Origin of the sequence: Segatella intestinalis (assembly GCF_029348455.1) — a bacterium.
GTDB lineage: Bacteria > Bacteroidota > Bacteroidia > Bacteroidales > Bacteroidaceae > Prevotella.
This window is the reverse complement of record NZ_JARJVV010000008.1, coordinates 64035-89507: the sequence shown is the minus strand read 5'-3', so window position 1 is coordinate 89507 and position 25473 is coordinate 64035. Positions and strand designations below refer to the sequence as shown.

The window sequence follows — 25473 nt, the reverse complement described above, 5'->3', positions numbered from 1 at the left end:
GCAGAATATCGTAGTCTTTTCATGCCTTAAGGGGCCATACTGACAACTCCATATTGCAAAATAAAAAGTATGAATGCGTGACTGCAGTTGCAGCAGCCCTATATATAATAAGGTGTATATGTCAAACTTAAAATAATAAAAAGAAAAGATGAGTAAATTTCTGAGTGAATTCAAGCAATTCGCCATGCGTGGCAATGTGCTCGATATGGCTGTCGGTGTCATCATTGGTGGTGCCTTTGGCAAAATCGTCAGTTCGTTGGTAGACGATCTCATCATGCCTCCTATTGGATGGATTATCGGTGGTGTCAACTTCTCGGAACTGAAGATTTCACTTCCTACCGTGGAAGTAGCCGGCGAGAAACTGCCTGCTGCCACCATCAACTATGGCAACTTCCTGCAGACCTGCCTCGACTTCTTCATCGTGGCTTTCTGTATCTTCATGCTGATCAAACTGGTCAACAAATTTGCCAAGAAGAAGGAGGAAGAGCCCAAGCCAGAGCCTAAGCCTACGGCAGAGGAAAAACTCCTTACCGAAATTCGCGACTTGTTGAAGAACAAGTAACATTCATATTCTATCGGGCGTGGGGCGGCAGAGTTTCGCTATGACGAAAAGACTCTGCTGAACCTACGCTATTATTGCACCTTAGTGACTATTAAAGAGACATACCCGCTTTCATATTTTCACCGTCACCCAACAGTAACCAAAGAGATGAACAGCCAGCAAGCTACAGACAAGTTGACAAGAAAAGGCATCAAACCCACCGCCAACAGGATATTGGTGTACAAGGCTTTGCTCAGTCATTCTGCCCCGATGAGCCTTGGCGACATGGAAACCTTGATGCCATCGATGGACAAATCGAGCATATTCCGTACACTCACCTTGTTCTTGGAGCATGATGTGGTGCATGCCTTTGAGGACGGACGTGGCATACTCAACTACGAACTGTGCGAGGAAGAGGGCAAGTGCGACCATCATGACGGACATATCCACTTCTACTGCGAGACGTGCCAGCGCTCTTTCTGTCTGGACGACATCCATATTCCAAGTTTTGAACTGCCCGAAGGATTCTGTCCTCATTCCGTTTCCTTTGTCATCAAAGGCGAATGCCCCGAATGTAAGAGAAAAAAATCATCCCCACTCCATAGAACATAACAATACAAAGTCTTTCACCACACGGGTATATTCCTCATGATGATCGCGGTAAGCCATGGCATGAACTGAGCCTTTGGCGATAAAAATAGCCTTGCGCCCTCTCTCCTTTGCATCGTACAGGGGGTGAAGCATGGCATAAGGCACAAAGCCATCCTTGTCGCCATGGATAAAGAGCATCGGTTTGGTGCTCTTACGGACTTGGGATATCTGCTGAGCCTCAGCAAACGACCAGCCATACTTGTGCTGGCAAAGCGCGGAAGTGGTGTTCATCAAAGGGAAAGCTGGCAAGCCAAACTGGTCTTTGAGCTGAGCAGCAAACTCGTCCCACACACTGGTATAACCACAATCCTCCACAAAGCACTTCACATATCCCGGAGTCTTCTCGCCCGCAACAGCCATCGTAGTAGCTGCACCCATCGATATGCCATGAATCAGCTGCCACGTATTCTTCACTCTTCGTTCTTTACTCTTCACTTTAAATATCTCATGGGCTACTTGCGACCATCTGATGACGTCCCATCGGTCGTTCCCCCCCATTTGTATATGATCGCCCTCGCTCTTGCCATGTCCATACAGATCGGGAAGGAGCACATTATACCCCATATCATGATTGTAGAGATAGGCGATGTGGAGCATTCCCTCGGCACGCACCTTGTAGCCATGAACCACAATGGCTGTTCTGTCAGTAGACTTGGGGGCATAGAGATAAAGGGCATGAGCCTTATAGCCCGAAGGCATCAGCAGGAAGGTGTCTTTCACGCAATGATGCTGATACACTGAGTCCATCCAGACCGAAATCCAGGGACACTCACTCTTTATTCTCGTCTTCCAATGCTCGGCTGTCATTCGCTCCTGCTCTGGATAGTTGAGCGAGTAAGCGAGCATATAGCTGCTTACTCCATACAAACTTGCTGCCACAAGCACAACAATGCCCAAGACTACACCTATTATTATATGAAACTTTCTTTTCTTCATATCTTCCCATCATTCGTTTTCCAATACTGCAAAATTACTCAAAAAAACAAAGAGAACAAAACATAAAAGCATATTTTAACTGAACTTTCACAAATGCCATACTTGTGTCAGCAGCCTTGAATTCCTATAAAACGTTCACTTAATACTGAGAAAAACTTTCTCTTATACTATATAAATGTTCTGTTTAACCCATAAAAGTTCTATTCAAAGCCTTTGAATGTGCGTTCAGAGCCTTTGAATGTGCGTTCAGTGCCTTTGAATGTGCGTTCAGAGCCTTTGAATGTACGTTCGGAGCCTTTGAACGAAGATTTCATTAGAGAGAAAAAACAATTCCATCACAATCTGAAGACATTTATATGGTAACAAAGTAACTACTTGTGGCAGTAGGGGATGCTGAACAGTTGGAAATTCAACAAGAAGATAAATTGTCAGACAAATGTCAGACTATTTTTTGGGCACATTCAAACCTTTGTCATACTTTTGTAGTCATCAAACATTCAAAGCAACAGTTTACCCATAAAAAAGCAAACGTATGAAAAAGATTTTCTTCATCATCATTGCAGTCATCGTCATCATCTTATTTTTCAATATGTATGGCACCTTTGCTTACCAAAGCAATCAGTCGAAACCGTACATAGACTTCAAGAAAAAGATAGACATCAGTCAGCTGTTCGATTATCGCGACCCTACCTATGGCTACACCATCAGCTATCCCGATTTCTTCGAACATGAGGACACATCGCTCACCAACTATCAAAGCTATGCCAGATTCAGCTATACCGACCGCGCCAATGTGGTGTTGGAAAGTTATGTAACGAAGAATCATTGCACATCATTACAGACATGTGCCGACTCGTTGGCGACAAAGCTTCATGCCACAAAAACCATGAACAGGGACTCATCATTTCTGCTTGCAGGTCCGGTATACGAAAACGGAGTACGCATGAAGGGTTACAGTCATTACGACAAATTCATCAAGAGTGGCAAACTCCTCTTCGTCTACTCGCTCACCTATCCCGACGATTACAAACCTGCCATGTCAAAACTGTTCCATCTGATAGAAAACTGGAAAATCGTCGGGGCATATTGATGTTTTTCGGCAACAAGATGTCGTATACACAAAAAACTTTGTACATTTGCAACTCATAAAGACAAACCTTCCCTTTATAAAGACAATATGGCAAAGAAAGCTATCGTTATGGGTGCCACATCGGGCATCGGAATGGAAGTGGCAAAACTGCTTGCCGCCAAAGGATGGCAAGTGGGTATAGCCGGTAGAAGAACAGAAAGGCTACAGGCACTGATGACTGACGGCATCACCTGCTATCAACAGATAGATGTCACATCAGCCGATGCTCCTCACCTACTGCAGCAACTCATCGATAAGTTGGGAGGTATGGATCTATACTTCCATAGTTCGGGTATAGGTTGGCAAAACAACCTGCTCGATATAGAGAAAGAACTGAAGACGGTGGTAACGAACGGAATGGGATTCACAAGAATGGTAGACACCGCATTCAACTGGTTTGCTGCCCACACCACAACAACCGAAAATAAGCATACATATCGCATTGCCTGCATCACCTCCATAGCAGGAACAAAAGGACTTGGTGCTGCCCCAGCCTATTCTGCCACCAAACGATTCCAAAACCACTACTTGGAATGCCTTGCCCAGCAAGCACGTATGCGCCAGCTTCCCATCTCGATAACAGACATACGGCCAGGATTTGTGGCAACCGACCTGATTGCAGGCAGCAAATATCCGCTACAGCTAAGAGCAGAAGAAGTGGCAAGGCACATCGTACATGCCATTGAGAAAGGGAAAGAAGTAAAAGTCATAGACTGGCGCTACGCCATCCTCGTCTTCTTCTGGCGTCACATACCAAGATGGCTGTGGACAAGGTTGAAAATCTCTCAATAATATGGGTCAAAAAAATCCCTCCTTCAGGCATGATACCCGAAGGAGGGATTTATAGTATAGATGGCAGGAATCTGCTTTTCTAATCTTTACCCGCGAAGAAATCATCACGGGGAGAAAGCCTTACTCCCACTCGATTGTCGAAGGTGGTTTTGAAGAGATGTCGTAGCAAACGCGGTTCACACCCTTCACCTTGTTAATAATCTCGTTGCTAACCTTTGCCATGAAGTCGTAAGGCAGATGTGCCCAGTCGGCTGTCATCGCATCGGTACTGGTCACAGCACGCAGAGCTACTGGATGCTCGTATGTACGCTCGTCACCCATCACTCCTACCGAACGGACAGTAGAAAGCAATACGGTACCTGCCTGCCAGATCTGGTCGTAGAGAGAAACCTCTATCTCGCCATTCTGCATGTCGGCAGGAACACCAGCAGCCAATACACGGCGGGCTTCCTCACCACTCAACTTCACCTTGTACTCACGCAAGCCGCGGATATAGATATCATCGGCATCCTGAAGAATACGCACCTTCTCGGGAGTGATATCACCCAGAATACGTACTGCCAAACCAGGACCTGGGAAAGGATGACGGGTAATCAGATGCTCAGGCATTCCCATAGATCGGCCTACACGACGAACCTCATCCTTGAACAACCACTTCAATGGCTCGCACAACTGAAGGTTCATCTCCTTAGGAAGACCACCCACATTGTGATGGCTCTTGATGACCTTACCAGTAATATTCAAGCTCTCGATACGGTCGGGATAGATAGTTCCCTGTGCCAACCACTTGGCTCCGGTCTGCTTCTTAGCCTCAGCATTGAATACCTCCACAAAGTCGCGGCCTATAATCTTGCGCTTCTGCTCAGGATCGGTCACACCAGCCAGGTCGGCAAAGAACTTCTCGGATGCATCCACACCAATCACGTTCAGACCCAAGCACTTGTAATCCTCCATCACATCACGGAACTCGTTCTTGCGAAGCATACCGTGATCTACGAAGATACAAGTAAGATTCTTGCCAATGGCCTTGTTCAAAAGAACGGCAGCCACACTGGAGTCGACACCACCAGAAAGGCCAAGGATCACCTTGTCATCACCCAGCTGTGCCTTCAGCTCTGCCACTGTAGTCTCTACGAAAGAGTCAGCACTCCAGTCCTGCTTGCTGCCACAGATATCTACCACAAAGTTCTTCAGCAACTGTGTACCCTGCAAAGAGTGGAACACCTCTGGATGGAACTGAACAGCCCATACAGGCTGCTTGGTAGAAGCATATGCTGCAAACTTGACATTCGCTGTAGAAGCGATGCACTTATAATCCTCAGGGATGGCTGTGATGGTATCACCATGACTCATCCAAACCTGAGAGTTCTCTACAAATCCCTTGAAAAGAGGATTGGTGGCATCAAACTGCTCCAAGTTGGCACGGCCATACTCACGGCTGTCAGCAGCCTCTACCTTTCCACCCTGGGCATAAGAGAGATACTGAGCGCCATAGCAAATGCCGAGCACAGGAATGCGACCAATAAACTGGCTCAGATCTACCTTGAAAGCTTCCTGATCATGAACGGAGTAAGGACTACCGCTCAGGATGACACCAATCACAGATGGGTCGTCCTTAGGAAACTTGTTGTAAGGCATAATCTCGCAGAAGGTATCAAGCTCACGTACACGACGGCCTATCAGCTGTGTGGTCTGTGAACCGAAATCCAAAATAATAATCTTCTGTTGCATAATATATTAAACTTTAAATTTTTAACATTGACATAAAAACGCCTCTGCCTCTTTCAGCGTTTCCTGCTTTCCCACATCCATCAGCCTGAGGTCGTTCTTCACATATCCCTCAATGCGTACTTTGTCGCAATGCTTCAGATAGAAATCCATGATGGGGAATTTGTCTGGTTCTTCCTCCATCAGCGGGAAGATGGATGGTGCTACCATGTGGATGCCCGAGAAGGCATACATCTTACACTTGGCAGGATCGAGATGAGGATAAGGGCTCTTCACCTCGCCTGTCTCGATTTTCGTCCACCCCACCAACCGCATACTGTCATCGAAGAGAAGATAACGTTTTGTCTTGCGTTCGCTCACCAACAGGCGGGCTGCAAGAGGCTTTTCCTCCGGTAAGGCTTCCTGCGACTCTTCTGTAAGGTCCTTCGTCTCTATCTGATAGAACTTTCCCAAATCCACATTGCTCAATATATCCACATTGTGAATAAGGACGGGCTCATGCGCATCGAAGAGCGGCCATGCCTTTCTGATACCTCCACCTGTCTCGAGCAGTTTGTCCGTCTCGTCGCTGATACGGATATCCATACCGAAGTTGTCGTTATCGCGTAGGTAATCAATAATCTGACTGGAAAAATGATGAACGTTCACTACAATGCGAGTGAAACCAGCATCTTTCAACCGAAAGATGACACGTTTGAGCAAAGGTTCTCCTCCCACACTTACCAAAGCTTTCGGAATGCGGTCGGTAAGTGGCTTGAGGCGAGTGCCCAGACCTGCAGCGAAAATCATTGCTTGCATCATTATAGCTATCTATTAATGTGCGTGCAAATTTACTAACTTTTTACGAAATAGCCAAATTTGCACGCCATTAATTGATTACAAAAGAAAAACTTATTCTGCAGGAAGCACTTGCTCTATCTGCTGTTCGCGATGACAGATTCTCACCTCAACACCGAACTTCTCATGAATATGCTCGGCAAGATGCTGGGCTGAATAGACACTACGGTGCTGACCGCCTGTACAGCCGAAGCTGAACATCAGAGAGGTAAAGCCTCGCTGAATATATCGGTTGACATGATGGTCGGCAAGGCGATAAACACTATCGAGGAAGGTCAGTATCTCGCCATCATCCTCCAAGAATCGGATGACTGGCTCGTCGAGACCCGTCAGTTTCTTGTATGGCTCGTATCGGCCGGGGTTATGGGTGCTTCGACAATCGAAGACATAACCGCCTCCATTGCCTGATGGGTCTTCGGGAATACCTTTCCTATAGGAGAAGCTGAACACCCTTACCACCAGAGGTCCCTTGCCATCATACTTGGAGAAGGTGGCAGGACCATCCTGCGGATGCGAAGTGTAGATATTGGTATCGGCTGTGCGATAACCATCAGCACGGTTGACAGCCGACTTCTCTATGCGGGTAAACTGCGGCAGCTCGGTAAGGCGGCGAAGCATATCCATCATATAAGGATAAGGGAACACCTTATCGCCCATTTTCAGCAGGTCACGAAGATTCTGAATGGCAGGAGGAATACTGTCAAGGAAATGCTTCTTGCGCTCGAAGTATCCACGGAAGCCATAGGCACCCAATACCTGCAACGTACGGAAGAGGACGAAAAGACTCAGACGGTTGACAAAATGACGGACAGAAGGAACCTCAGTATAGTTCTTCAGCGACTGGTAATATTCCCATACGAGTTCACGTCGCAACTTGAAAGAATACTTTGCCGATGCCTGCCAGAGAAAAGAAGCCAAATCGTAGTAGAAAGGTCCTTTACGCCCACCCTGGAAATCAATAAAGTACGGATTGCCATTTTCGTCAAGCATTATGTTGCGAGCCTGAAAATCTCGATATAGGAAACAGTCCATCTGTTCGGAAGTCAGGTCTTTGGCAAAAAGGCGGAAATTAGCTTCCAACTTCAACTCATGGAAATCAAGGTCGGTGGGTTTCAGGAAACAGTACTTGAAGTAATTCAAGTCGAAAAGTACGCTGTCGATATCAAACTCGGGCTGAGGATAGCAGTTGTTCCAATCCATTCCACGTGCTCCTCGGAGCTGAATGTTGGGTAACTCGCGAATGGTTTTCTTCAGAAGTTCCTTTTCCTTTTGGTTGTATCTTCCGCCAGCTTCACGTCCACCCTTGATGGCATCAAAGAGCGACACATCGCCCAAGTCGGTCTGCAGATAGCGCGACTCATCATCGCTGACAGCCAGGACCTTAGGCACCGGCAACTTTCGGAGCGTAAAGTGACGTGACATATAGATGAAAGCATGATTCTCATCTCGACTCGTTCCGATGACACCAATGACGCTGCTGCCGTCCTGCTTGACAAATCGGAAATACTGCCTGTTGCTTCCCTGACCAGGCAACTTGACCACACTTGCAGGCTCCTCGCCTGCCCAAGAACTATAAAGGTTGACTAACTGTTCCACTCTTTACTTCATTTAAAAATCTACTATTCTTCGTTTTCCTGATTCATCTTTCGACGTTTCAGCCAGTTATCTATCTGCTGAGCGAAGTTATCGCCCACAAACAAGATGAGCAACACACCAAGTGTAGCAAGGAAAGAATTGAGCGCCGTCATTCCCAACCCTACCTTGGTAATATAAATCAGTCCGCCGATAACAATCAGGAAGACCAATGCTTTTTTTCTGTCAAAATTCATTTTCATGCTGCAAAGATAACACAATAGGATGAAACTACAAAGAGAAAAAGACAAAAAAAATCGGATGTCTCACGACAACCGATTTTCAAAAACAAACTACTTAAAAACTAATCTACTAAAACAAATCAAAAAAATATCTTTAGCGGCTTAAGCCGTCTTTTTCATTTTTCTACGTTGCAAAGTTACAAAAAAAGCAAATACGCGCCAAGCTTTTTTGCTAAAATTTGCAAGATTTTATAGTAAAAAACATATAAAAAGGGACTACTCTGTAGAGTAGCCCCCATTTTGATATCTTTACATTACATTTATTACATCATACCGCCCATTCCTGGAGCAGCTGCTGGTGCAGCAGGAGCAGGTTCTGGTTTGTCCACCAATACACACTCTGTAGTAAGGAAGAGGCCAGCGATAGAGGCAGCGTTCTCAAGAGCTACGCGCTCAACCTTGGCAGGATCAACGATACCGGCCTGACGCATATCCTCGTAAACATCCTTGCGGGCATTATATCCGAAGTCGCCTTCGCCCTCGCGTACCTTATTGACTACTACTGAGCCCTCGCCACCTGCGTTGGCTACTATCTGGCGAAGAGGTTCCTCGATGGCACGTTCTACGATGCGGATACCTGTTGTCTCGTCGGCATTGTCACCCTTCATATCCTTCAATGCCTCAAGAGCACGGATATAAGTTGTACCGCCACCAGCTACGATACCTTCCTCGATAGCTGCACGAGTAGCACAGAGTGCATCGTCAACACGGTCCTTCTTCTCCTTCATCTCAACCTCAGAGTTGGCACCTACATAGAGGACAGCCACACCACCGGCGAGCTTAGCCAAACGCTCCTGAAGTTTCTCCTTGTCGTAAGAAGACTTGGTGTTCTCGATCTCATTCTTGATCTGAGCCACACGGTCCTGAATGTTGGCCTTCTCGCCATGACCATTCACGATAGTTGTATTATCCTTGTTGACAGTTACCTTGTCGGCAGAACCTAACATATCCAATGTTGCCTGCTCCAACTTCAGACCCTTCTCCTCAGAGATAACTACACCACCTGTCAATACAGCGATATCCTCCAACATAGCCTTACGACGGTCGCCGAAGCCAGGAGCCTTGACAGCACAGATTTTCAAGCCACCACGCAAACGATTGACTACCAAAGTAGTCAGAGCCTCAGAGTCTACGTCCTCAGCGATGACCAACAATGGGCGACCGCTCTCGGCAGCAGGCTGAAGGATTGGCAAGAACTCCTTGAGGTTGGAAATCTTCTTATCGTAAAGCAGGATATATGGATTATCCATCACACACTCCATTTTGTCGGCATCGGTCATGAAGTAACCGCTCAAGTAACCACGGTCGAACTGCATACCTTCTACCACACCGATGTTGGTGTCACGGCTCTTGCTCTCCTCAATGGTGATGACACCATCCTTAGAGACCTTGCGCATAGCGTCAGCCAACAGCTTACCGATCTCAGCATCATTATTGGCAGAGACGGTAGCCACCTGCTCTATCTTGTCGTAGTTGTCGTCTACCTGCTCTGCATGGTCCTTGATGAAGGCAACGACAGCAGCCACAGCCTTGTCGATACCACGCTTCAAGTCCATAGGATTGGCACCGGCAGTAACGTTCTTCAAGCCCTCAGTAACGATGGCCTGAGTCAGGATGGTAGCTGTTGTTGTACCGTCACCTGCGTCATCACCAGTCTTGCTGGCAACACTCTTAACGAGCTGAGCACCAGTATTTTCAAACTTATCCTCCAATTCCACTTCCTTGGCTACGGTAACACCATCCTTGGTAATCTGAGGAGCACCAAACTTCTTTTCGATTACCACGTTGCGGCCCTTAGGACCAAGAGTTACCTTTACTGCGTTAGCCAACTGATCGACACCCTTCTTCAAGAGGTCGCGAGCATCCATATTGTATTTAATATCTTTAGCCATAATATTTTCTTTCTAAGAATATTTTAATATCAGCAAAAAGTTTTTTACCTTTTTACTTTTTTACCTTTTTACTTTTAAAAAGCCTTTTTACTTTTTTACCTTTAAAACTACTCTTCCACCACAGCGAGAACATCGCTCTGGCGCATCATCATATATTTAGTACCATCAAACTCGATCTCGGTACCGGCATACTTGCCATAAAGAACGGTGTCACCCTCTTTGAGAATCATCTCCTCATCCTTGGTTCCCTTTCCTGTGGCAACAACCTTACCACGCTGTGGTTTTTCCTTTGCTGTATCAGGAATAATGATTCCACCTACTTTTTCCTCGGCTGGTGCAGGAAGTACCAGCACTCTGTCTGCTAATGGTTTAATGTTCATGATTCTATATTTTTTAATTGTTATTTTGTTGTTTGATGGCAAAACCCTGCAAGAGCCTTTGCCTTGTCGATTTCGACTTATGCCAAAAACGTGCCAAAGAAACAAAAGGCAGACGAAACTGACAAAATTGTCAGTCACGTCTGCCAAAAGGGGTTCATCATGATGCCTGGCGCAGGCAAGCATCATGTTGTTTATTTCTTTTCGGATATTGCCTCGTAGATGATTTCCGCCATCTTCACAGCTCCCTTACCATTGGGATGAATGCCATCGTCGAGCATCAGGTCGGCAAAGGTGTACTTAGAATGCAAGTCGATAAACCCGCACTTATTCTTCTTTGCCACCTTCTTGATGACAGGGATTTCACCGTTTACTATCACACTGTCGTTAATGGTCCATGAGGGCTTGAAGGCAGGAATAGGCGAACAGAGATAAATCTTTGGCTTAGAGGGCAGTGCCTTGAGCGAATCGACCATCGTCTGCAAATCCTTTCCAAACTCGGCCTTGTGTACCCAGTTGTGGGTCTTACTGTCATTGGTGCCCAACTTGATGACAACGATATTAGGCTGGAAAGCCAAGGCATCGCGCCAGCCCATCTCTTTCATATAGGGCACGTCCCCCTTACATAATAAGGTACGCGCGCTGAGACCATAGTTCTTCACCTCATATCCATCGCCCAACTTATTTTGCAAGATGGCAGGATAACCTTTCTGTGTAGCCATATCGATACCGGAACCATCGGTAATGGAGTTGCCGATACATGCCACACGTATGGCGTCCTTACGAGGCGCCTTGAAGCTGTCGAGCCAACGGGTAAGGTCGCTCAACATCTGATCGTGATAGGCCCAAGTGCTGCGAAAACCGAAACCATGTCCGCCTGTAGGATAAATGCACATGGAACACTCATTTCCTTCCTGACGCATACGGGAATAATAGGCCACGCCATTGGTTACAGGAGGAACAGCCCCATCATCGTTGGCCAAGAGGATGATGGCACGAGGTGTGAGATGACGGCGAACCTGTTTCTCGGTTGAGTAGTGGTCTACGAGTTTCTCGTCCTTCACTCCCTCTTCGCCCAAAAGATTATAGCTGGAGCCCCCATGTCCCTTCTTTGGTTTCATCGAGATGACAGGATAGAACAAGATGGAGAAGTTGGGGCGAGCATCATATTCTGCCAGAGTGCTGACGGAAGAAGCCAGATGACCTCCAGCCGAGAAGCCCATAATACCCACATCCTCACGGTTGATGTTCCAGACAGAGGCGCTGTCGCGAACGGTGCGCATCGCCTTGCAGGCATCTTCCATGGGCACAGTATGTCTGCCATGCGGCATACGGTATTTCAGCACAAAAAAAGCTATGCCCTGCTTGTTGAAATACTCAGCCCAGTCGTATCCCTCATGATTGAGGGCCAGATGAGAATAGCCTCCACCAGGACAGTCGACGACAGCTCTGCCCGAAGGGTTTTGGGGCAAATAGCAGGTCAGATTACTCTCACCGTCAGCCGTGAGGTTGAGTACGAACTTTTTAGCTGTCGACTGGGCTGACAAGGCAAGCACAGCCATCAGACAGGCCATAGACAATAAAATCTTCTTCATAATTACATTTTTAGGTTGATGTGTTTGTTTTTATTAAAAAGCCAGTTGGGCTTGTCAAATTCTCCAACTGGCAAAATCGTTTTCTGTCTTTTAATCAAAGAAACCAGGCTGATGATACTCAATGCCCAGCTCACGGTCTACTGTGGCAAGAATACCCTGCACCTGTCCCATGGCGAACATACGTCCCAAGAAACTGTAACCGGCATTATAACCACGGTTCTCGTCGCCGAGCATACACATACCATGGTCTACGCGCATAGGCAGGTTGGGATTCACCTTCTCGAAGATGCGTGCCAACTCTATGAGGTCAGCACGTCCACCCAGATGACTTGCCTCAGTAAAGTCGCCATTCTCGAAGATATGGCAAGAGCGCATGTGCACGAACCATGTACGGTCGGCATACTTACGAGCCAACTCTACCACATTGTTGTGACTGCCAGCCGATAGAGAGCCTGCACAGAAGGTAAAACCATTGTGCTTATTGTCGACAGCCTTGAGGAACCAGTTGATGTCCTCATCGCAAGTCACGATACGTGGCAAGCCGAGGATTGGGAATGGAGGATCGTCAGGGTGAACACACATATACATGTCGCACTCCTCGCAAGTAGGCATGATGGCATTGAGGAAGTAGCGCATGTTCTCACGTAACTGCTCCTTTGAGATTCCCTTATACAGATCGAGCAACTGACGGAACAACTCTACCGGATGTTCGTCGTCCTCTTTGATATTTCCACTCACGAAGCCCTGAGTCTTCACGATAATGTTCTCCACCAGCTTATGATCGTCCTCAGGAGTCATCTTGTTCTTCAGTTCTTCCACCTCCTTCAGGATGTCACGGCCCATGGCCTGACCCTTTGCCTGCCAGTCGGCCTCAGCACCCTCGCGCTTCAAGATATGAATATCGAAGTAAGCAAACTGTGGGAACGAGAAGTACAAGTTGGTACTGCCGTTGGGGTTGTCGTGGAATAAGTCGGTACGTGCCCAGTCAAGCACAGGCATGAAGTTGTAGCAGATGGTATGAATACCCTCGAGCGAGAGGTTTCTCAGACTTTCCTTATATCGCTCTATCTGCTCATCTCTGTCGGCACCGGCATACTTGATGCTCTCTACCACAGGCAGAGACTCTACCACACTCCATCTCATTCCGTAACTTTCGATGTACTCCTTCAGGTCGCGGATCTTCTCGCGGGTCCACACCTCACCATTAGGTACATCGTGCAAGGCTGTAACAATGCCTTCCACACCAATTTCTTTCAACATGGCTAAGGTAATCTTGTCGTTCTTACCAAACCATCTCCAAGTTCTTTCCATAATGTTTGTTGATTCAGTTAATTGTTATTTGTTTTGAATAGTTTTTAATAAATTCTCATCATAGGTTTCTGCGGGAGCAAAGGAATGTTTGCTTTCATATTGCTGAGATGCGGCAATCTTTTGCAAAGATAAGCATTTTATCCGAATACAAGATGTTATTTCGTCTAAATTATTGCTTTTTAGCACAAATAAGTTTGGTAATTGTAGCTTTTTTGCTAAATTTGCACAATAAACAAACAATCAACATAAATTCAGCGCATTATGAAACAGTTTTTCAAGAGCGTGGCAGCCACCGTTGTGGGCATTTTCGCCTTTGGTATTATCATGGGCATCTTTACCTTCATCAGCCTGATAGGCATGCTGATGAGTGGCGACAAACCTTCGTTGCGTGACAATTCTGTCATGGTCATGAAGCTGCAAGGCACCATCAACGAGCAGGGACAGGAGGACGTGATGGGACAAATCACGGGCAACTCTTTCAATCAGTTAGGGCTGAACGAGATTCTCTCTGCCATCAAGAAGGCTAAGAACGAGGACAAGATAAAAGGCATCTACTTAGAACCTGGCGCACTCATCACCGACTATGCCACCTTACAGGAAATACGCAAGGCACTCGAGGATTTCAAGAAGAGCGGCAAGTGGATCATCGCCTATGGCGACGCCATGACGCAAGGATGCTATTACCTCGCCTCTGTGGCCAACAAACTGTACATCAATCCTGAAGGATCGGTCGACTGGCACGGACTGGCTTCTCAGCCCATGTTCCTGAAAGACCTCTACGCCAAGTTTGGCGTCAAGTACACGGTAGTGAAGGTGGGAAAATTCAAGAGTTTCACCGAACAATATACTGAAGACAAGATGAGCGATGCCAACCGCGAGCAGGTTTCGCGCTACATCAACGGATTGTGGCAGCAGATGCTTACCGACGTGTCCAAGAGCCGTGGTATCAACAAAGACTCGCTCAACCATTATGCCGACGGCTTCGTGGCCTTCGAAGACAGCAAACTGCTGAAGACGCACAAGATGGTGGACGGTTTCTGCTATTACGACGAGATAAAGAACATCGTGAAGAAGCAGCTTGGCATCAAGGACACCAAACGCATCCGACAGGCAAGCATGAGCGAGGTGAATGCTGCCGTAGAGGACAAATACGACGGAAGCACCATCGCCGTCTACTACTGCCAGGGAGGCATTACCAGCCAGGCTACAACAAGTCTGTGGGGTGGCGAACAGCAGATTGTGAGCAGCAACGTGATTGCCGACCTGAACGACCTTGCCAAAGACGAGGACGTAAAGGCTGTAGTTATCAGAATCAATTCGGGAGGCGGCGACGCCTATGCCTCCGAACAGATATGGAGAGCTGTGAGCCAGCTCAACAAGAAGAAACCCGTGGTGGTTTCGATGGGCGGAATGGCTGCATCGGGAGCATACTATATGAGCATGGGCGCACGCTACATCATGGCTCAGCCTACCACTCTGACTGGAAGCATCGGCATCTTCGGAGCCTTCCCCGACATGAGCGGACTCATCACTCAGAAGCTGGGAGTCAAGTTCGACGAGGTGAAGACCAACCGCAACAGCGGCTATCAGGGAGCTTTGATGGCCCGTCCATTCACTCCCGAAGAGCTGAGCTACCTGCAGGCATACGTCAACCGTGGCTACACGCTTTTCCGCAAACGTGTGGCTGACGGCAGAAAGATGTCTGTCGACGAGGTGGAGAAGATAGCGCAAGGACGAGTTTGGCTCGGTTCGGATGCCAAGAACATCAAGCTGGTCGACGGCTTGGGCGGACTGGACGATGCTGTAGCCAAGGCTGCCCAGTTGGCTAAAGTCAAGGATTATCACACCGATGAATATCCATTGCCAGCCAGCTGGATGGATCAGTTGCTCAACAATGTAGAAACAGGAAGCGGCAACTATCTCGACGAGCAGTTGCGCCTCACCTTGGGCGACATGTACACACCATTCATGTGGTTGCGCCACATCAACGAGCACGAGCCCGTACAGGCTTCGCTGCCCTACGTACTCAACATCAGATAACAACCGCCCATATATAATAAGGTTTAGGCATCTATTGTGACCAGGCGCGGTTATCTATTATGACCAAGTGCAGTCATCTATTGTGACAAGATGTACCTATATATAATAAGGTGAAAATAATAAAAATGAGAACAGAAGGAGATCTTATCAAGATAAACGAATGGCTCACCCCGCTGAGCTGGCTATACGGTATGGCAGTCCGCCTTCGCAACTGGCTCTTCGATGTAGGCATCAAGCGAAGCAAGACTTTCAGCCTGCCCGTCATATCCGTAGGCAACATCACGGTAGGCGGGTCGGGTAAGACTCCGCATGTGGAATACCTCATCCGCTTGTTGCACGACAAGATGAAGATTGCCGTACTCTCACGTGGATACAAGCGCAAAAGCAGCGGTTATGTATTGGCAACCGAGGAAACCACGATGCCCGAGATAGGCGACGAGCCTTTCCAGATGCACCAGAAGTTCCCCGACATCTATGTGGCAGTAGACGCCAAGCGAGTCAGAGGAATAGAGCGACTGCAGTCTGACGAAGAGACAAAGGATGTGGACGTGGTATTGCTCGACGATGCCTTCCAGCACAGATATGTGAAACCGGGCATCAACATCCTCTTGGTGGACTACCATCGACTCATCATCTACGACAAGATGCTGCCGGCAGGAAGACTACGCGAGCCATTAAGCGGAAAGAACCGTGCCGACATCGTCATCGTGACCAAGTGTCCTAAAGACCTTCGTCCCATGGAGTTCCGTGTGCTCACTAAAGCCATGAGCCTCTATCCTTTCCAGAAGCTCTACTTCACGTGTATCGACTACGACGATGCCAAGGGCCTCTTCTGCGACAAGACACTCCCACTCCATGAGCTGAAGCAGCAGCACGTCATGCTCCTCACAGGCATCGCATCGCCCAAACAGATGGAGCACGACCTCAAGCCCCATGTAGGCGACATCAGAAGCCTGTCGTTTGGCGACCATCATCAGTTCAAGCCACGCGACATCGAACTCATCAACGACACCTTCGAGTCGATGCCCGAGCCACGCATCATCATCACGACAGAGAAGGATGCCGTGCGACTGAAGGAAGCCGAAGGACTGAGTGAACCCGTAAGACAAAGCATCTATGCGCTGCCCATCAAGGTAAGCTTCATGCTCGATCAAGAAGAAAACTTTAACGAAAAAATCATAAGCTATGTACGAAAAAATTCAAGAAACAGCATCCTGGCTAAAAGAAAGGATGACCACAAGTCCAAAGACCGCCATCATTCTGGGAACGGGACTCGGACAATTAGCTTCAGAAATAACTGACAGCTACGCTTTTCCATATAGTGAGATACCCAACTTCCCTGTCTCAACCGTAGAAGGCCATGCCGGCAAACTGATCTTCGGCAAGCTGGGCGGCAAGGACATCATGGCGATGGAGGGACGTTTCCACTTCTATGAGGGCTACAACATGAAAGAAGTGACATTCCCCGAGCGTGTGATGTACGAGCTGGGCATCGAGACCCTCTTCGTCAGCAACGCCTCTGGTGGCATGAACGAAACCTTCCAGATAGGCGACCTGATGGTGATCGACGACCATATCAACTTCTTCCCCGAGCATCCGCTTCGTGGCAAGAACTTCCCCACAGGTCCTCGATTCCCCGACATGCACGAGGCTTACGACAAGAGTCTGCGCGACTTGGCTGACAGCATAGCCCAGGAGAAGGGCATCGACCTGAAGCACGGAGTATACGTAGGCGTACAGGGTCCTACCTTCGAGACTCCTGCCGAGTATCGCATGTACCGACTGTTGGGAGGCGACGCAGTAGGCATGAGTACCGTACCCGAGGTCATCGTGGCTCGCCATAGTGGCATCAAGGTATTCGGCATCAGCATCATCACCGACCTGGGAGGCTTCGACGTACCGGTAGAAGTCAGCCACGAGGAGGTTCAGAAAGCTGCCAACGCCGCACAGCCTAAGATGACAGAGATCATGCGCGAGATGATTCGCCGGTCTTAACAACTTCAGAACTTGCTAAATTCAAATTCTTATAACAAATTGGACATTGCAAAATTGGGTGAGTTTGGTCTTATCGACCATCTCACAAAAGGACACGAAAACAAAAATGCTTCTACTGTTTATGGCGTAGGAGACGATTGCGCCGTGATGCACTATCCCGACAAGGAAGTTCTCGTCACGACCGACATGCTGATGGAGGGAGTACACTTCGACCTAACCTACATCGACCTGCAGCACTTGGGATACAAGAGTGCCATGGTCAACATCAGCGACATCTTCGCCATGAACGGTACACCACAGCAAATGACAGTAAGCATCGCCCTGAGCAAGCGTTTCTCGGTAGAGGACATGGACGAATTCTACAAAGGCTTGCGCATGGCATGCGATAAGTTTGGCGTAGATATTGTCGGAGGCGACACAACCTCATCGCTTACAGGACTTGCTATCAGCATCACCTGCATTGGCGAGGCTGCAAAAGAAGACATTGTCTACCGACATGGAGCCAAAGACACCGACATCATCTGTGTGTCGGGTGATTTGGGCGGAGCCTATATGGGTCTACAGCTTCTGGAACGTGAGAAAGCCGTATATTATGGACAGGTGGAAGACATCCGCAAGAAGATGGCACAAGCCAAGGCTGCCGGCGAGACTCAGAAGTTGGCTGCACTCAACCAGGAGTTGGCAGGCATGCGTAACTTCCAGCCCGACTTCTCTGGCAAGGAATATCTGCTGCAACGCCAGCTGCAGCCAGAGGCAAGAGGTGACATCATAGCCCTGTTGCGCGAGGCAGGCATACGGCCTACTGCCATGATGGACGTGAGCGACGGACTGAGCAGCGAGTTGATGCACATCTGTCAGCAGAGTCATTGCGGTTGCCGCATCTACGAGAAGAACATCCCTATCGACTACCAGACGGCAGTCATGGCAGAGGAATTCAACATGAACCTCACCACCTGCGCCATGAATGGAGGTGAGGACTACGAATTGCTCTTCACCGTACCTATCGGCGACCATGCCAAAATCGAAGAGATGGAAGGCATCAAGCAGATTGGCTACATCACACAGGAATCCCTCGGCAGAATGCTCATCACGCGAGATGGACAGGAGTTCGAACTCAAAGCCCAGGGGTGGAACCCGCTGAAAGACTGAGTCTGACGACATCTTTAAGGATTATTCTTTAGTTAATAAACATTAAGCAAGAGAAAATATCTTCTTTTCTCTTGCTCAATCAAAGAAAATATTGTACCTTTGCAACCGCAAAATAAAACGATGGTGCCATAGCTCAGTTGGTAGAGCAAAGGACTGAAAATCCTTGTGTCCCCGGTTCGATTCCTGGTGGTACCACTCCTCCTTTCATTTGGCGGTTTCTGACTTCGGTTAGAGCCGCCTTTCTTTTTATAATGAAGAATCAGGAAACAAACAAAACAAACTATATTCAAACAACTAAACATTTTAAAGATTATGAAGAAAATCATCATCTCTTTACTGGCACTTCTCGCTGTTACAGCCGTACAAGCCAACAACGATTATGCCAAGTATTACCAAAACCTGCCTGTACAGATGCCACAACCCACCCTGCCCACCATACCGGATAATCAGTTGAGCATCCTCGACTGTGGTGGAAAGGGCGACGGACTGACTCTCAACACAGAAGCTTTCGCCAAAGCCATCAGCCAGCTCAACAAACAGGGCGGCGGTCATCTGAATGTACCTGCAGGAATCTATCTTACAGGACTCATATCACTCAAGGACAACATCGACCTGCACCTCGAGAAGAACGCCATCATCGTGTTCTCCGAGGATAAGAATGACCTGATCAAGGTCGACAAGACTACAGGTGCCAAGGAGCTGAGAGCCGCAACAGCCATCACAGCCAGCAAGCGCAAGAACATATCTATCACAGGTGAAGGCACCATCGACGGAAACGGAGAATGGTGGCGAGCTGTAAAACGCAGCAAGGTTAGCGACGTGGAGTGGAAACAGTTCCTGGAAATGGGAGGTAGTGTCTCTGCCAAGGGCGACCTCTGGTATCCTTTCAATCTGAAACACCAGCCCAATGTGGCTTCCACGATGGAGGAGCAGGAGAAATACCGCAACCACATGATCCGCTTCACCGACTGTCAGAACGTTCTCGTACAGGGTGTCACCCTGCTCAACTCTCCTCGTTTCCACATCATCCCTACCCGTTGCCAGAATGTCGTCATCGACGGCATCACCGTGAAATGTCCTTGGAATGCCCAGAACGGCGACGCCATCGACATCTCAAGCTGTAAGGATGTACTCATTGTCAACAACGTCATTGATGCGGGCGACGACGGTATCTGCATGAAGGGAGGAGCTGGCGAAAGCGGTGTCAAGGCAGGTCCTTGCGAGAATATCAACATTCAGGACAACACCGTATATCACGCTCATGGCGGTTTCGTCATTGGTAGCGAGTTCTCTGGTGGCATGAAGAATATCCTGGTACGCAACAACACCTTCCAGGGCACTGATGCCGGACTTCGTTTCAAGAGTGCTGTCAAGCGAGGCGGAAAGACAGAGAACATCTTCATAGACCATATCTATATGACCGACATCACAGGCGATGCCATCACTTTCGAGACCACTTACTGGGACAACCACGTAGGTGCCAAGCAGCCTAAGGAGGCTGTCCAGAAAGCTGAGTTCGTTCCCAACTTCCAGGACATCCATATCAGCAACGTTTATGTAAGAGGTTGTAAAAACGGAATCGTGGCACATGGACAGGAAGGTATGATCCACGACATCACCATCAAAGACTGCAACATCTTCTACAATAAGCAGGCTCAGGACATCGACAAGGCTTGCAAGATTCAGGTAGAGAATGTCAACTTCAGTACCTTCGCCAAGTAAAGCAAACGACTACTTCACTACGGTTAGTATCTGATTGCATACCGTAAAGTGAATATCCATACCCTCATAAGGCATTCCATATACCTTATGAGGGTCTTTTTGATAATGCGGGCGAGGGTCTTGCGCCAGCACCTCTTTCAAAATTCCAATCTTTTCTTCCGTCATTCCCTGAGACAGCAGAAAGTTTTTTACTGTATCAGATATTTCTACCTGCAACTTATTCCACTTGCGTTCATCCACAAAGCCACTGCGGGCCTCAGGATGACAGTCGGCATACACCACATAGGGCTTGATGTCATAAATAGGAGTACCGTCCATCAGGTCGGCACCCTTCACATGAATTACAGGACCGCGGCTACTCTCCCACTCCACATGCGACAGACGCACAGAAGACAATCCGATATTGTTGGGACGAAATGGACTGCGGGTGGCAAAGACACCCACCTTCTCGTTGCCGCCCAATACCGGAGGACGAACCACCGGACTCTTGGCAGCATGCCTGTTGGCAGAAAACTCCCATATCAGCCACAGATAGTCAAAACCCTCTATGCCACGAAGCGCATCTGCGTTGCGGTATTCGGGCTCAAAGACGATCTCTCCCTCCAACTCTGCCACCAGTCCAGCCTGCTTGGGAACACCAAACTTACTCTTGAAAGGTGAGCGAAAATGTGCTATTGGTTTTATTTCCATATTTTCTAATTTGCGCCAAAATTACACAATTAAATCCATTTGGAAAAGAATTAAAAAGAAAAAATTTGGTATTCCATGCTTTTTAATGTACCTTTGCATGCAAAACAATCAAATCCATCAAGAAATGAAAATCCAGAAACCGCAATATGAGATTTGGGAACAAATCGCAGGAGAAGCCGGCATCTATAAGCAGATAGAGCGTGCCGGAAGAGTATGCTACAAGAGTGAAGACCATACAACAGACGATTCTGCCAGGCCTTTCGTCGAGCGAATGATTCAGAGCGAGCACTTCGCCATGCTCGAACATGGCACCGTCTATCTCGTGTGCAATCATGGCGAGCTGCCACTTTATCTCACCAACAAGTTCTCCCGTTGCCATACCGTCGAGGGCAAGGATTACATCACAACCAACATGCGCGTTCTTGCCGAGAACAAGTCACTCTCCGACCTGAAGTATCTCAGCGACTACGTGGCTGGCAGACATGAGCTGCGCATCACCGTGCATTTCACCACCCAGATTTCCATCACCCGCGAATACAATCGCCATCGTGCCAACTCCATGGCCGAGCAGAGCACACGCTACTGCAACTACACCAAGAACAAGTTTGGCAACGAGATAACCATCAACCTGCCAGAGTGGGTTTCCAATCAAGCCGACTTCGATGACGCAACTGCTGAAATATCGCCCGAAACATTCTCTTCACTCTGTCAGGAAGTAGCCGAAGGCAAATCACAGCAATGGAGCAAACTGCAGTATTGGCTCTTTGCCAACCTCGCCGCAGAGTATTCATATATGAATATGATCAATGCCGGTTGCAAACCACAGGAGGCACGAGCCATCCTGCCACTCGACTGCAACACCGAACTCGTGCATACAGCTTTCATCAGCGACTGGCGTCATTTCTTCGATCTTCGTGCTCTTGGCACCACGGGAGCCCCCCACCCTGATGCCAAACTTTTGGCCTATCCTCTCATGCAGGAGTTTCAGGAAAAGGGATATTTAGATGAAAAATAAACAAAACAACTGCCAAAAAGATAAGATTTTCGGAATATCTGACATCATGTATCAAAGAAATACTTATCTTTGCAGTGTGTTTTTCATAGTATTAGATTTAAGGTTATCAAGGTTGGGGGCTACGGCGGTAGCCCCGTTTTTGTATAAACAGCCCTACAAGCATGCGTAAAACCACTTTTTTAAAGAAAAATCAAAAAAAGTTTCATAAATATTTGGCAGAAAGAAAAAATAGTCGTACCTTTGCAACCGCTAAAGAAAACCAAGCTGGTCATCTTGCAAGGAGAGATGGTAGAGTGGTCGATTACAACGGTCTTGAAAACCGTCGTACCGAGAGGTACCGGGGGTTCGAATCCCTCTCTCTCCGCTTTTAAAATCCGCAAGCAACTGAATATCAGAAGTTTGCGGTTTTTTCGTATAATACATTTTTGAACTAAAATATTAATAACATGGAAGAACATGAATTATACCAAGACTTCGACTTGAAAGACTATTCTTCAATTCTTTATAGCCTCAAGTATTACTATCACAAATCAGGCAAAGATAAAGAGACCGGAAGACCGATAGAGGATTGGCTATACAAGGCTAAAGAGCTATTCGGATATCAAGAAGATGGTCATATATGTCATTGGCATCTTGACACAATCGAGGACTATTTTGGAGTTCCTGCCTATAATTATTTACTTGCTCATCAAGAGTGCTATATGGACGATGATTGCCCTATCCAACGCACAAAGGCCCAAATGAGAAATTATCTCCATACCTTCCATCTCAAAAATGGGAGAGTAAAATTCCATATCTATGACTTCAGAAGAATGATAAGCGTGATGGTATAAAATAACTTTTATCCCGAAATATTATTTTCGGGATAAAAACATTTACCAAATTACCATGAAGCATAAAACAAGGAAAACAATGCTCCATAATACTTAAAACCTAATGGGGTAACAATAACTCTTTCATTTGAAATCTCAATATAACCACGTGAAACACAAAAATCCAATGGGACTGAATAATAAGTGGTAGCATCACATCCCAATAATTCACTAAGTTTCTCCAATGAGAAAGAACCATTATAAGCACTAATGGCTATATATTTTGACGCAAGTTCTTTGGGTGGAAGTTGATAAACATATTCTTCATCATAAGATTTCATTGCAAACAAATCATTGAATGACTTTTTAAGTTTGCCGATATTATAGGATACACCATTTCGACTCATACTCTGAGCAGAGATGCCAAATCCTTTATAGGCACCAGCATTCATCATTCTTTCTCTTAAATAAGAACTCACGCCTATGTCATTTGCCCTTTTTGAGAATGTGTTTTGTCCAAAACGAGCATAATACCCCAAATCACGTAAAGAATTATATAGAAAAGAATAAGAATTATATAGTTCATCCTTAGTCATATGGTCTTCTTCTCTTATCATATTGGTACGTAGTTCATAAAGGGTTACTTGCTCTGGTTGCAAACATTTTAAGACAAACACATCTTGGCGAAGACTTTCAACCGTTTGCCCTTTCAATCCATACATCATATCTAAGTTTACGATGCTAATACCTTTGCTATGCAACATAGATATTGTACTTTTCATCATATCTACTTTTATAGACTTACGATGATTGCATAACAAGACATTTTCCATAGTGGACTGAACTCCAAGTGATACCCTTCTGAAACCTGCGGATCTCAATGTTTCGATTTTGGAAACCGATAAAGTATCAAATGTAGTCTCTATGCTTGGCATAAAACTTTCTGATATATTTAAAGCAGCCCTAACCTCTTTGCATAAGCCCATAAGCAGTTCAAACGGCTTGTCATTCAAGGCTGTTGGTGTTCCCCCACCAACATCAAATCCACAAAGTTTGATTGATGGGTATTTTTTAATAAATTTCCAAATGTCATGTTTTAATGTGGCTATATACTGTTCCTGCAGCTCCTCACTTGGACAAAGCATCCTTGTGTATTCACAAAAAGAACATAAGCCCTTACAAAATGGAATGTGGATATAGAAAGACATTTCTTTTTCTCCAGAAAAAGACAACTCTCCTGATACACGATATACTTTCCAATCATCAGGAGAGAGAGGATAAGAGGTATTCCAACGAGAATCATTCTTCCTCTTTTCGAAAATGTCACTAAGAACTTCCATCCTATCAATAAATTAATAAATGATGTTATCACTATAAAAACCTTGACGAAGGTATTCTCCATCAAAAACAAGGGAAGACTCACAATATCGCGGATTGGCATAATTGCGCATATAAATTTCTAATATCTTCAAGTCTCGATTATAAAGATAATTACTACATTTACAATTTACTCCCCGATCCTTAGCACCAGTGAAATAGACATGTGGTAATTCTGAGAAAGGAATATCATTAATATCCACAAAATGTTCTTTGCAAAAGTCGTTAACAGGCATAAGAGCTACAAAACCGATACGATGAATACCCAAATCCAAAGTCAGATTAAGCATCTTTTGAACTTCTTCTTTGTTATCAATATAACCCTTCACAAGATTGCAGCTAAAATTTACTATCTGCTTATTCACGCCTTTAAACTGAAATAATTGTGTTGATAGTTTGCATCTATATAATTCAGATAAGCGCTCAGTATCATAATGATGCAAAGACATAGATATACTATCCCAACGTGGATGTTGCATCAAGTCTTGCGCTTGATCCGTAGCTCCATTTGTATTGAGATGTAGGTGTACATCATCAAAACGTTCTTTTTTTATAGCACTGAGGATACGCACCACCAATGGTAACACCAAAGATGGTTCTCCTCCTGTAATATTAACCCGGTTAACAATAATCCCATTGTCTTTTAACTCATGTATGATGCGAATCAGTTTATCAACGTCAAATGGAGATGTGGAATTTTGGCATCCCGCATTACTACAAAAAGGACAATGAGCATTGCAACCCTTTGTAACTTTTACAAAAAGGTTTACTGATGGGGATATAGGTTGTCCAGCTCTACCAACAACATTACATCCAATAGATTTTAACCATATTGTATGTCCAAAAATCGTCCTTTCCATTATTGCATCTTTAAATACTGTTCAATAAAATCCTTTTTTGCATTTTTCGATGCAAAATGCAATCTTCCTAAATTTTCAACGGAAACAGGTTTATCAATTGTTCCCAAAGGTATATACGCCCCATGATTTATGACAGTCTCATCTTGCACG

General features: G+C 46.5%; 22 protein-coding genes, 2 tRNA genes and 2 pseudogenes. 13 read left to right on the top strand and 13 right to left on the bottom strand.

The annotated features are described in order from the left end of the window. Positions 1-148: 148 nt before the first annotated feature. Positions 149-562: a large-conductance mechanosensitive channel protein MscL gene (mscL, locus tag P3T48_RS06980; protein WP_276506161.1), complete on the top strand. Its 414-nt coding sequence runs from the start codon at positions 149-151 to the stop codon at positions 560-562. Between the two features lie 147 nt (positions 563-709). After that, positions 710-1153, top strand: a complete 444-nt coding sequence (locus tag P3T48_RS06975) for a Fur family transcriptional regulator (protein ID WP_158464171.1) — start codon at positions 710-712, stop codon at positions 1151-1153. On the opposite strand, the gene P3T48_RS06970 is transcribed toward P3T48_RS06975, so the two are convergent. Further along, complete coding sequence (locus P3T48_RS06970; RefSeq protein WP_276506160.1) at positions 1130-2128, bottom strand: alpha/beta hydrolase; 999 nt, start codon at positions 2126-2128, stop codon at positions 1130-1132. The two genes, P3T48_RS06975 and P3T48_RS06970, sit on opposite strands and share 24 nt — an antisense overlap. A 532-nt stretch (positions 2129-2660) precedes the next feature. Between P3T48_RS06970 and P3T48_RS06965 the strand changes: the two genes are divergently transcribed. Together P3T48_RS06965 and P3T48_RS06960 are read left to right on the top strand one after the other, a co-directional pair. Then, entirely contained in the window at positions 2661-3218 is a 558-nt protein-coding gene (locus P3T48_RS06965) for a hypothetical protein (protein WP_276506159.1), read from the top strand. Between the two features lie 87 nt (positions 3219-3305). Then, on the top strand, positions 3306-4049 hold the full coding sequence (locus tag P3T48_RS06960; protein WP_276506158.1) for an SDR family NAD(P)-dependent oxidoreductase: 744 nt from the start codon (positions 3306-3308) through the stop codon (positions 4047-4049). Between the two features lie 120 nt (positions 4050-4169). On the opposite strand, the pseudogene P3T48_RS14450 reads toward P3T48_RS06960, so the two are convergent. From P3T48_RS14450 to uxuA, 9 genes and pseudogenes are all read right to left on the bottom strand, one after another. After that, a pseudogene (locus tag P3T48_RS14450) lies at positions 4170-4436 on the bottom strand (GMP synthase (glutamine-hydrolyzing)); the annotation flags it as partial. 98 nt (positions 4437-4534) lie between these two features. Continuing rightward, positions 4535-5780, bottom strand: a pseudogene (guaA, locus tag P3T48_RS06955) (glutamine-hydrolyzing GMP synthase); the annotation flags it as partial. 21 nt (positions 5781-5801) lie between these two features. After that, positions 5802-6578 (bottom strand): nucleotidyltransferase family protein, encoded by a 777-nt coding sequence (locus tag P3T48_RS06950; protein WP_276506157.1) that lies wholly within the window; start codon positions 6576-6578, stop codon positions 5802-5804. 90 nt (positions 6579-6668) lie between these two features. Continuing rightward, the gene (locus P3T48_RS06945) at positions 6669-8210 is read right to left on the bottom strand and encodes a RapZ C-terminal domain-containing protein (RefSeq protein ID WP_276506156.1); all 1542 of its coding nucleotides are present in this window, start codon (positions 8208-8210) and stop codon (positions 6669-6671) included. Positions 8211-8233: 23 nt separating this feature from the next. Beyond that, the gene (locus P3T48_RS06940; protein WP_022251969.1) at positions 8234-8449 is read right to left on the bottom strand and encodes a hypothetical protein; all 216 of its coding nucleotides are present in this window, start codon (positions 8447-8449) and stop codon (positions 8234-8236) included. Positions 8450-8751: 302 nt separating this feature from the next. Continuing rightward, the gene (gene groL, locus P3T48_RS06935) at positions 8752-10380 is read right to left on the bottom strand and encodes a chaperonin GroEL (RefSeq protein ID WP_022251968.1); all 1629 of its coding nucleotides are present in this window, start codon (positions 10378-10380) and stop codon (positions 8752-8754) included. Positions 10381-10487: 107 nt separating this feature from the next. Beyond that, positions 10488-10760: a co-chaperone GroES gene (locus P3T48_RS06930; RefSeq protein ID WP_022251967.1), complete on the bottom strand. Its 273-nt coding sequence runs from the start codon at positions 10758-10760 to the stop codon at positions 10488-10490. Between the two features lie 191 nt (positions 10761-10951). Next, entirely contained in the window at positions 10952-12352 is a 1401-nt protein-coding gene (gene axeA1 / locus P3T48_RS06925; protein ID WP_276506155.1) for an acetylxylan esterase AxeA1, read from the bottom strand. A gap of 90 nt (positions 12353-12442) precedes the next feature. Then, positions 12443-13663: a mannonate dehydratase gene (gene uxuA / locus P3T48_RS06920; protein ID WP_276506154.1), complete on the bottom strand. Its 1221-nt coding sequence runs from the start codon at positions 13661-13663 to the stop codon at positions 12443-12445. A gap of 261 nt (positions 13664-13924) precedes the next feature. Between uxuA and sppA the strand changes: the two genes are divergently transcribed. The 6 genes from sppA (at position 13925) to P3T48_RS06890 (ending at position 20569) form a co-directional block, all read left to right on the top strand. Further along, complete coding sequence (gene sppA / locus P3T48_RS06915; protein ID WP_276506153.1) at positions 13925-15703, top strand: signal peptide peptidase SppA; 1779 nt, start codon at positions 13925-13927, stop codon at positions 15701-15703. A 125-nt stretch (positions 15704-15828) separates the two neighbouring features. Further along, positions 15829-17004: a tetraacyldisaccharide 4'-kinase gene (gene lpxK / locus P3T48_RS06910; protein WP_276506152.1), complete on the top strand. Its 1176-nt coding sequence runs from the start codon at positions 15829-15831 to the stop codon at positions 17002-17004. Beyond that, positions 16889-17698, top strand: a complete 810-nt coding sequence (locus P3T48_RS06905) for a purine-nucleoside phosphorylase (RefSeq protein ID WP_276506151.1) — start codon at positions 16889-16891, stop codon at positions 17696-17698. The genes lpxK and P3T48_RS06905 overlap by 116 nt, the downstream gene beginning before the upstream one ends. 39 nt (positions 17699-17737) lie before the next feature. Further along, positions 17738-18847, top strand: a complete 1110-nt coding sequence (gene thiL, locus P3T48_RS06900; RefSeq protein WP_276506150.1) for a thiamine-phosphate kinase — start codon at positions 17738-17740, stop codon at positions 18845-18847. A 122-nt stretch (positions 18848-18969) separates the two neighbouring features. Beyond that, positions 18970-19042 (top strand) — tRNA-Phe (locus P3T48_RS06895). 117 nt (positions 19043-19159) lie between these two features. Next, positions 19160-20569: a glycoside hydrolase family 28 protein gene (locus P3T48_RS06890; protein ID WP_276506149.1), complete on the top strand. Its 1410-nt coding sequence runs from the start codon at positions 19160-19162 to the stop codon at positions 20567-20569. Between the two features lie 9 nt (positions 20570-20578). On the opposite strand, the gene tsaA is transcribed toward P3T48_RS06890, so the two are convergent. Beyond that, positions 20579-21259, bottom strand: a complete 681-nt coding sequence (tsaA, locus tag P3T48_RS06885) for a tRNA (N6-threonylcarbamoyladenosine(37)-N6)-methyltransferase TrmO (protein ID WP_276506148.1) — start codon at positions 21257-21259, stop codon at positions 20579-20581. A gap of 124 nt (positions 21260-21383) precedes the next feature. On the opposite strand from tsaA, the gene P3T48_RS06880 reads away from it, so the two are divergent. The 3 genes from P3T48_RS06880 to P3T48_RS06870 all read left to right on the top strand — a co-directional run bounded on the left by P3T48_RS06880 (position 21384) and on the right by P3T48_RS06870 (position 23107). Then, complete coding sequence (locus P3T48_RS06880; protein WP_276506147.1) at positions 21384-22274, top strand: FAD-dependent thymidylate synthase; 891 nt, start codon at positions 21384-21386, stop codon at positions 22272-22274. Positions 22275-22553: 279 nt separating this feature from the next. Then, positions 22554-22638, top strand: a tRNA-Ser gene (locus tag P3T48_RS06875). An 82-nt stretch (positions 22639-22720) separates the two neighbouring features. After that, a complete protein-coding gene (locus tag P3T48_RS06870) occupies positions 22721-23107 on the top strand; it encodes a hypothetical protein (protein ID WP_276506146.1) in 387 nt (128 codons plus the stop codon). 50 nt (positions 23108-23157) lie between these two features. Here P3T48_RS06870 and P3T48_RS06865 read toward each other — a convergent pair whose 3' ends face one another. Together P3T48_RS06865 and P3T48_RS06860 are read right to left on the bottom strand one after the other, a co-directional pair. Further along, entirely contained in the window at positions 23158-24426 is a 1269-nt protein-coding gene (locus P3T48_RS06865; RefSeq protein ID WP_276506145.1) for a radical SAM protein, read from the bottom strand. 12 nt (positions 24427-24438) lie between these two features. Next, the gene (locus tag P3T48_RS06860) at positions 24439-25323 is read right to left on the bottom strand and encodes a radical SAM protein (RefSeq protein ID WP_276506144.1); all 885 of its coding nucleotides are present in this window, start codon (positions 25321-25323) and stop codon (positions 24439-24441) included. Positions 25324-25473: the final 150 nt, after the last annotated feature.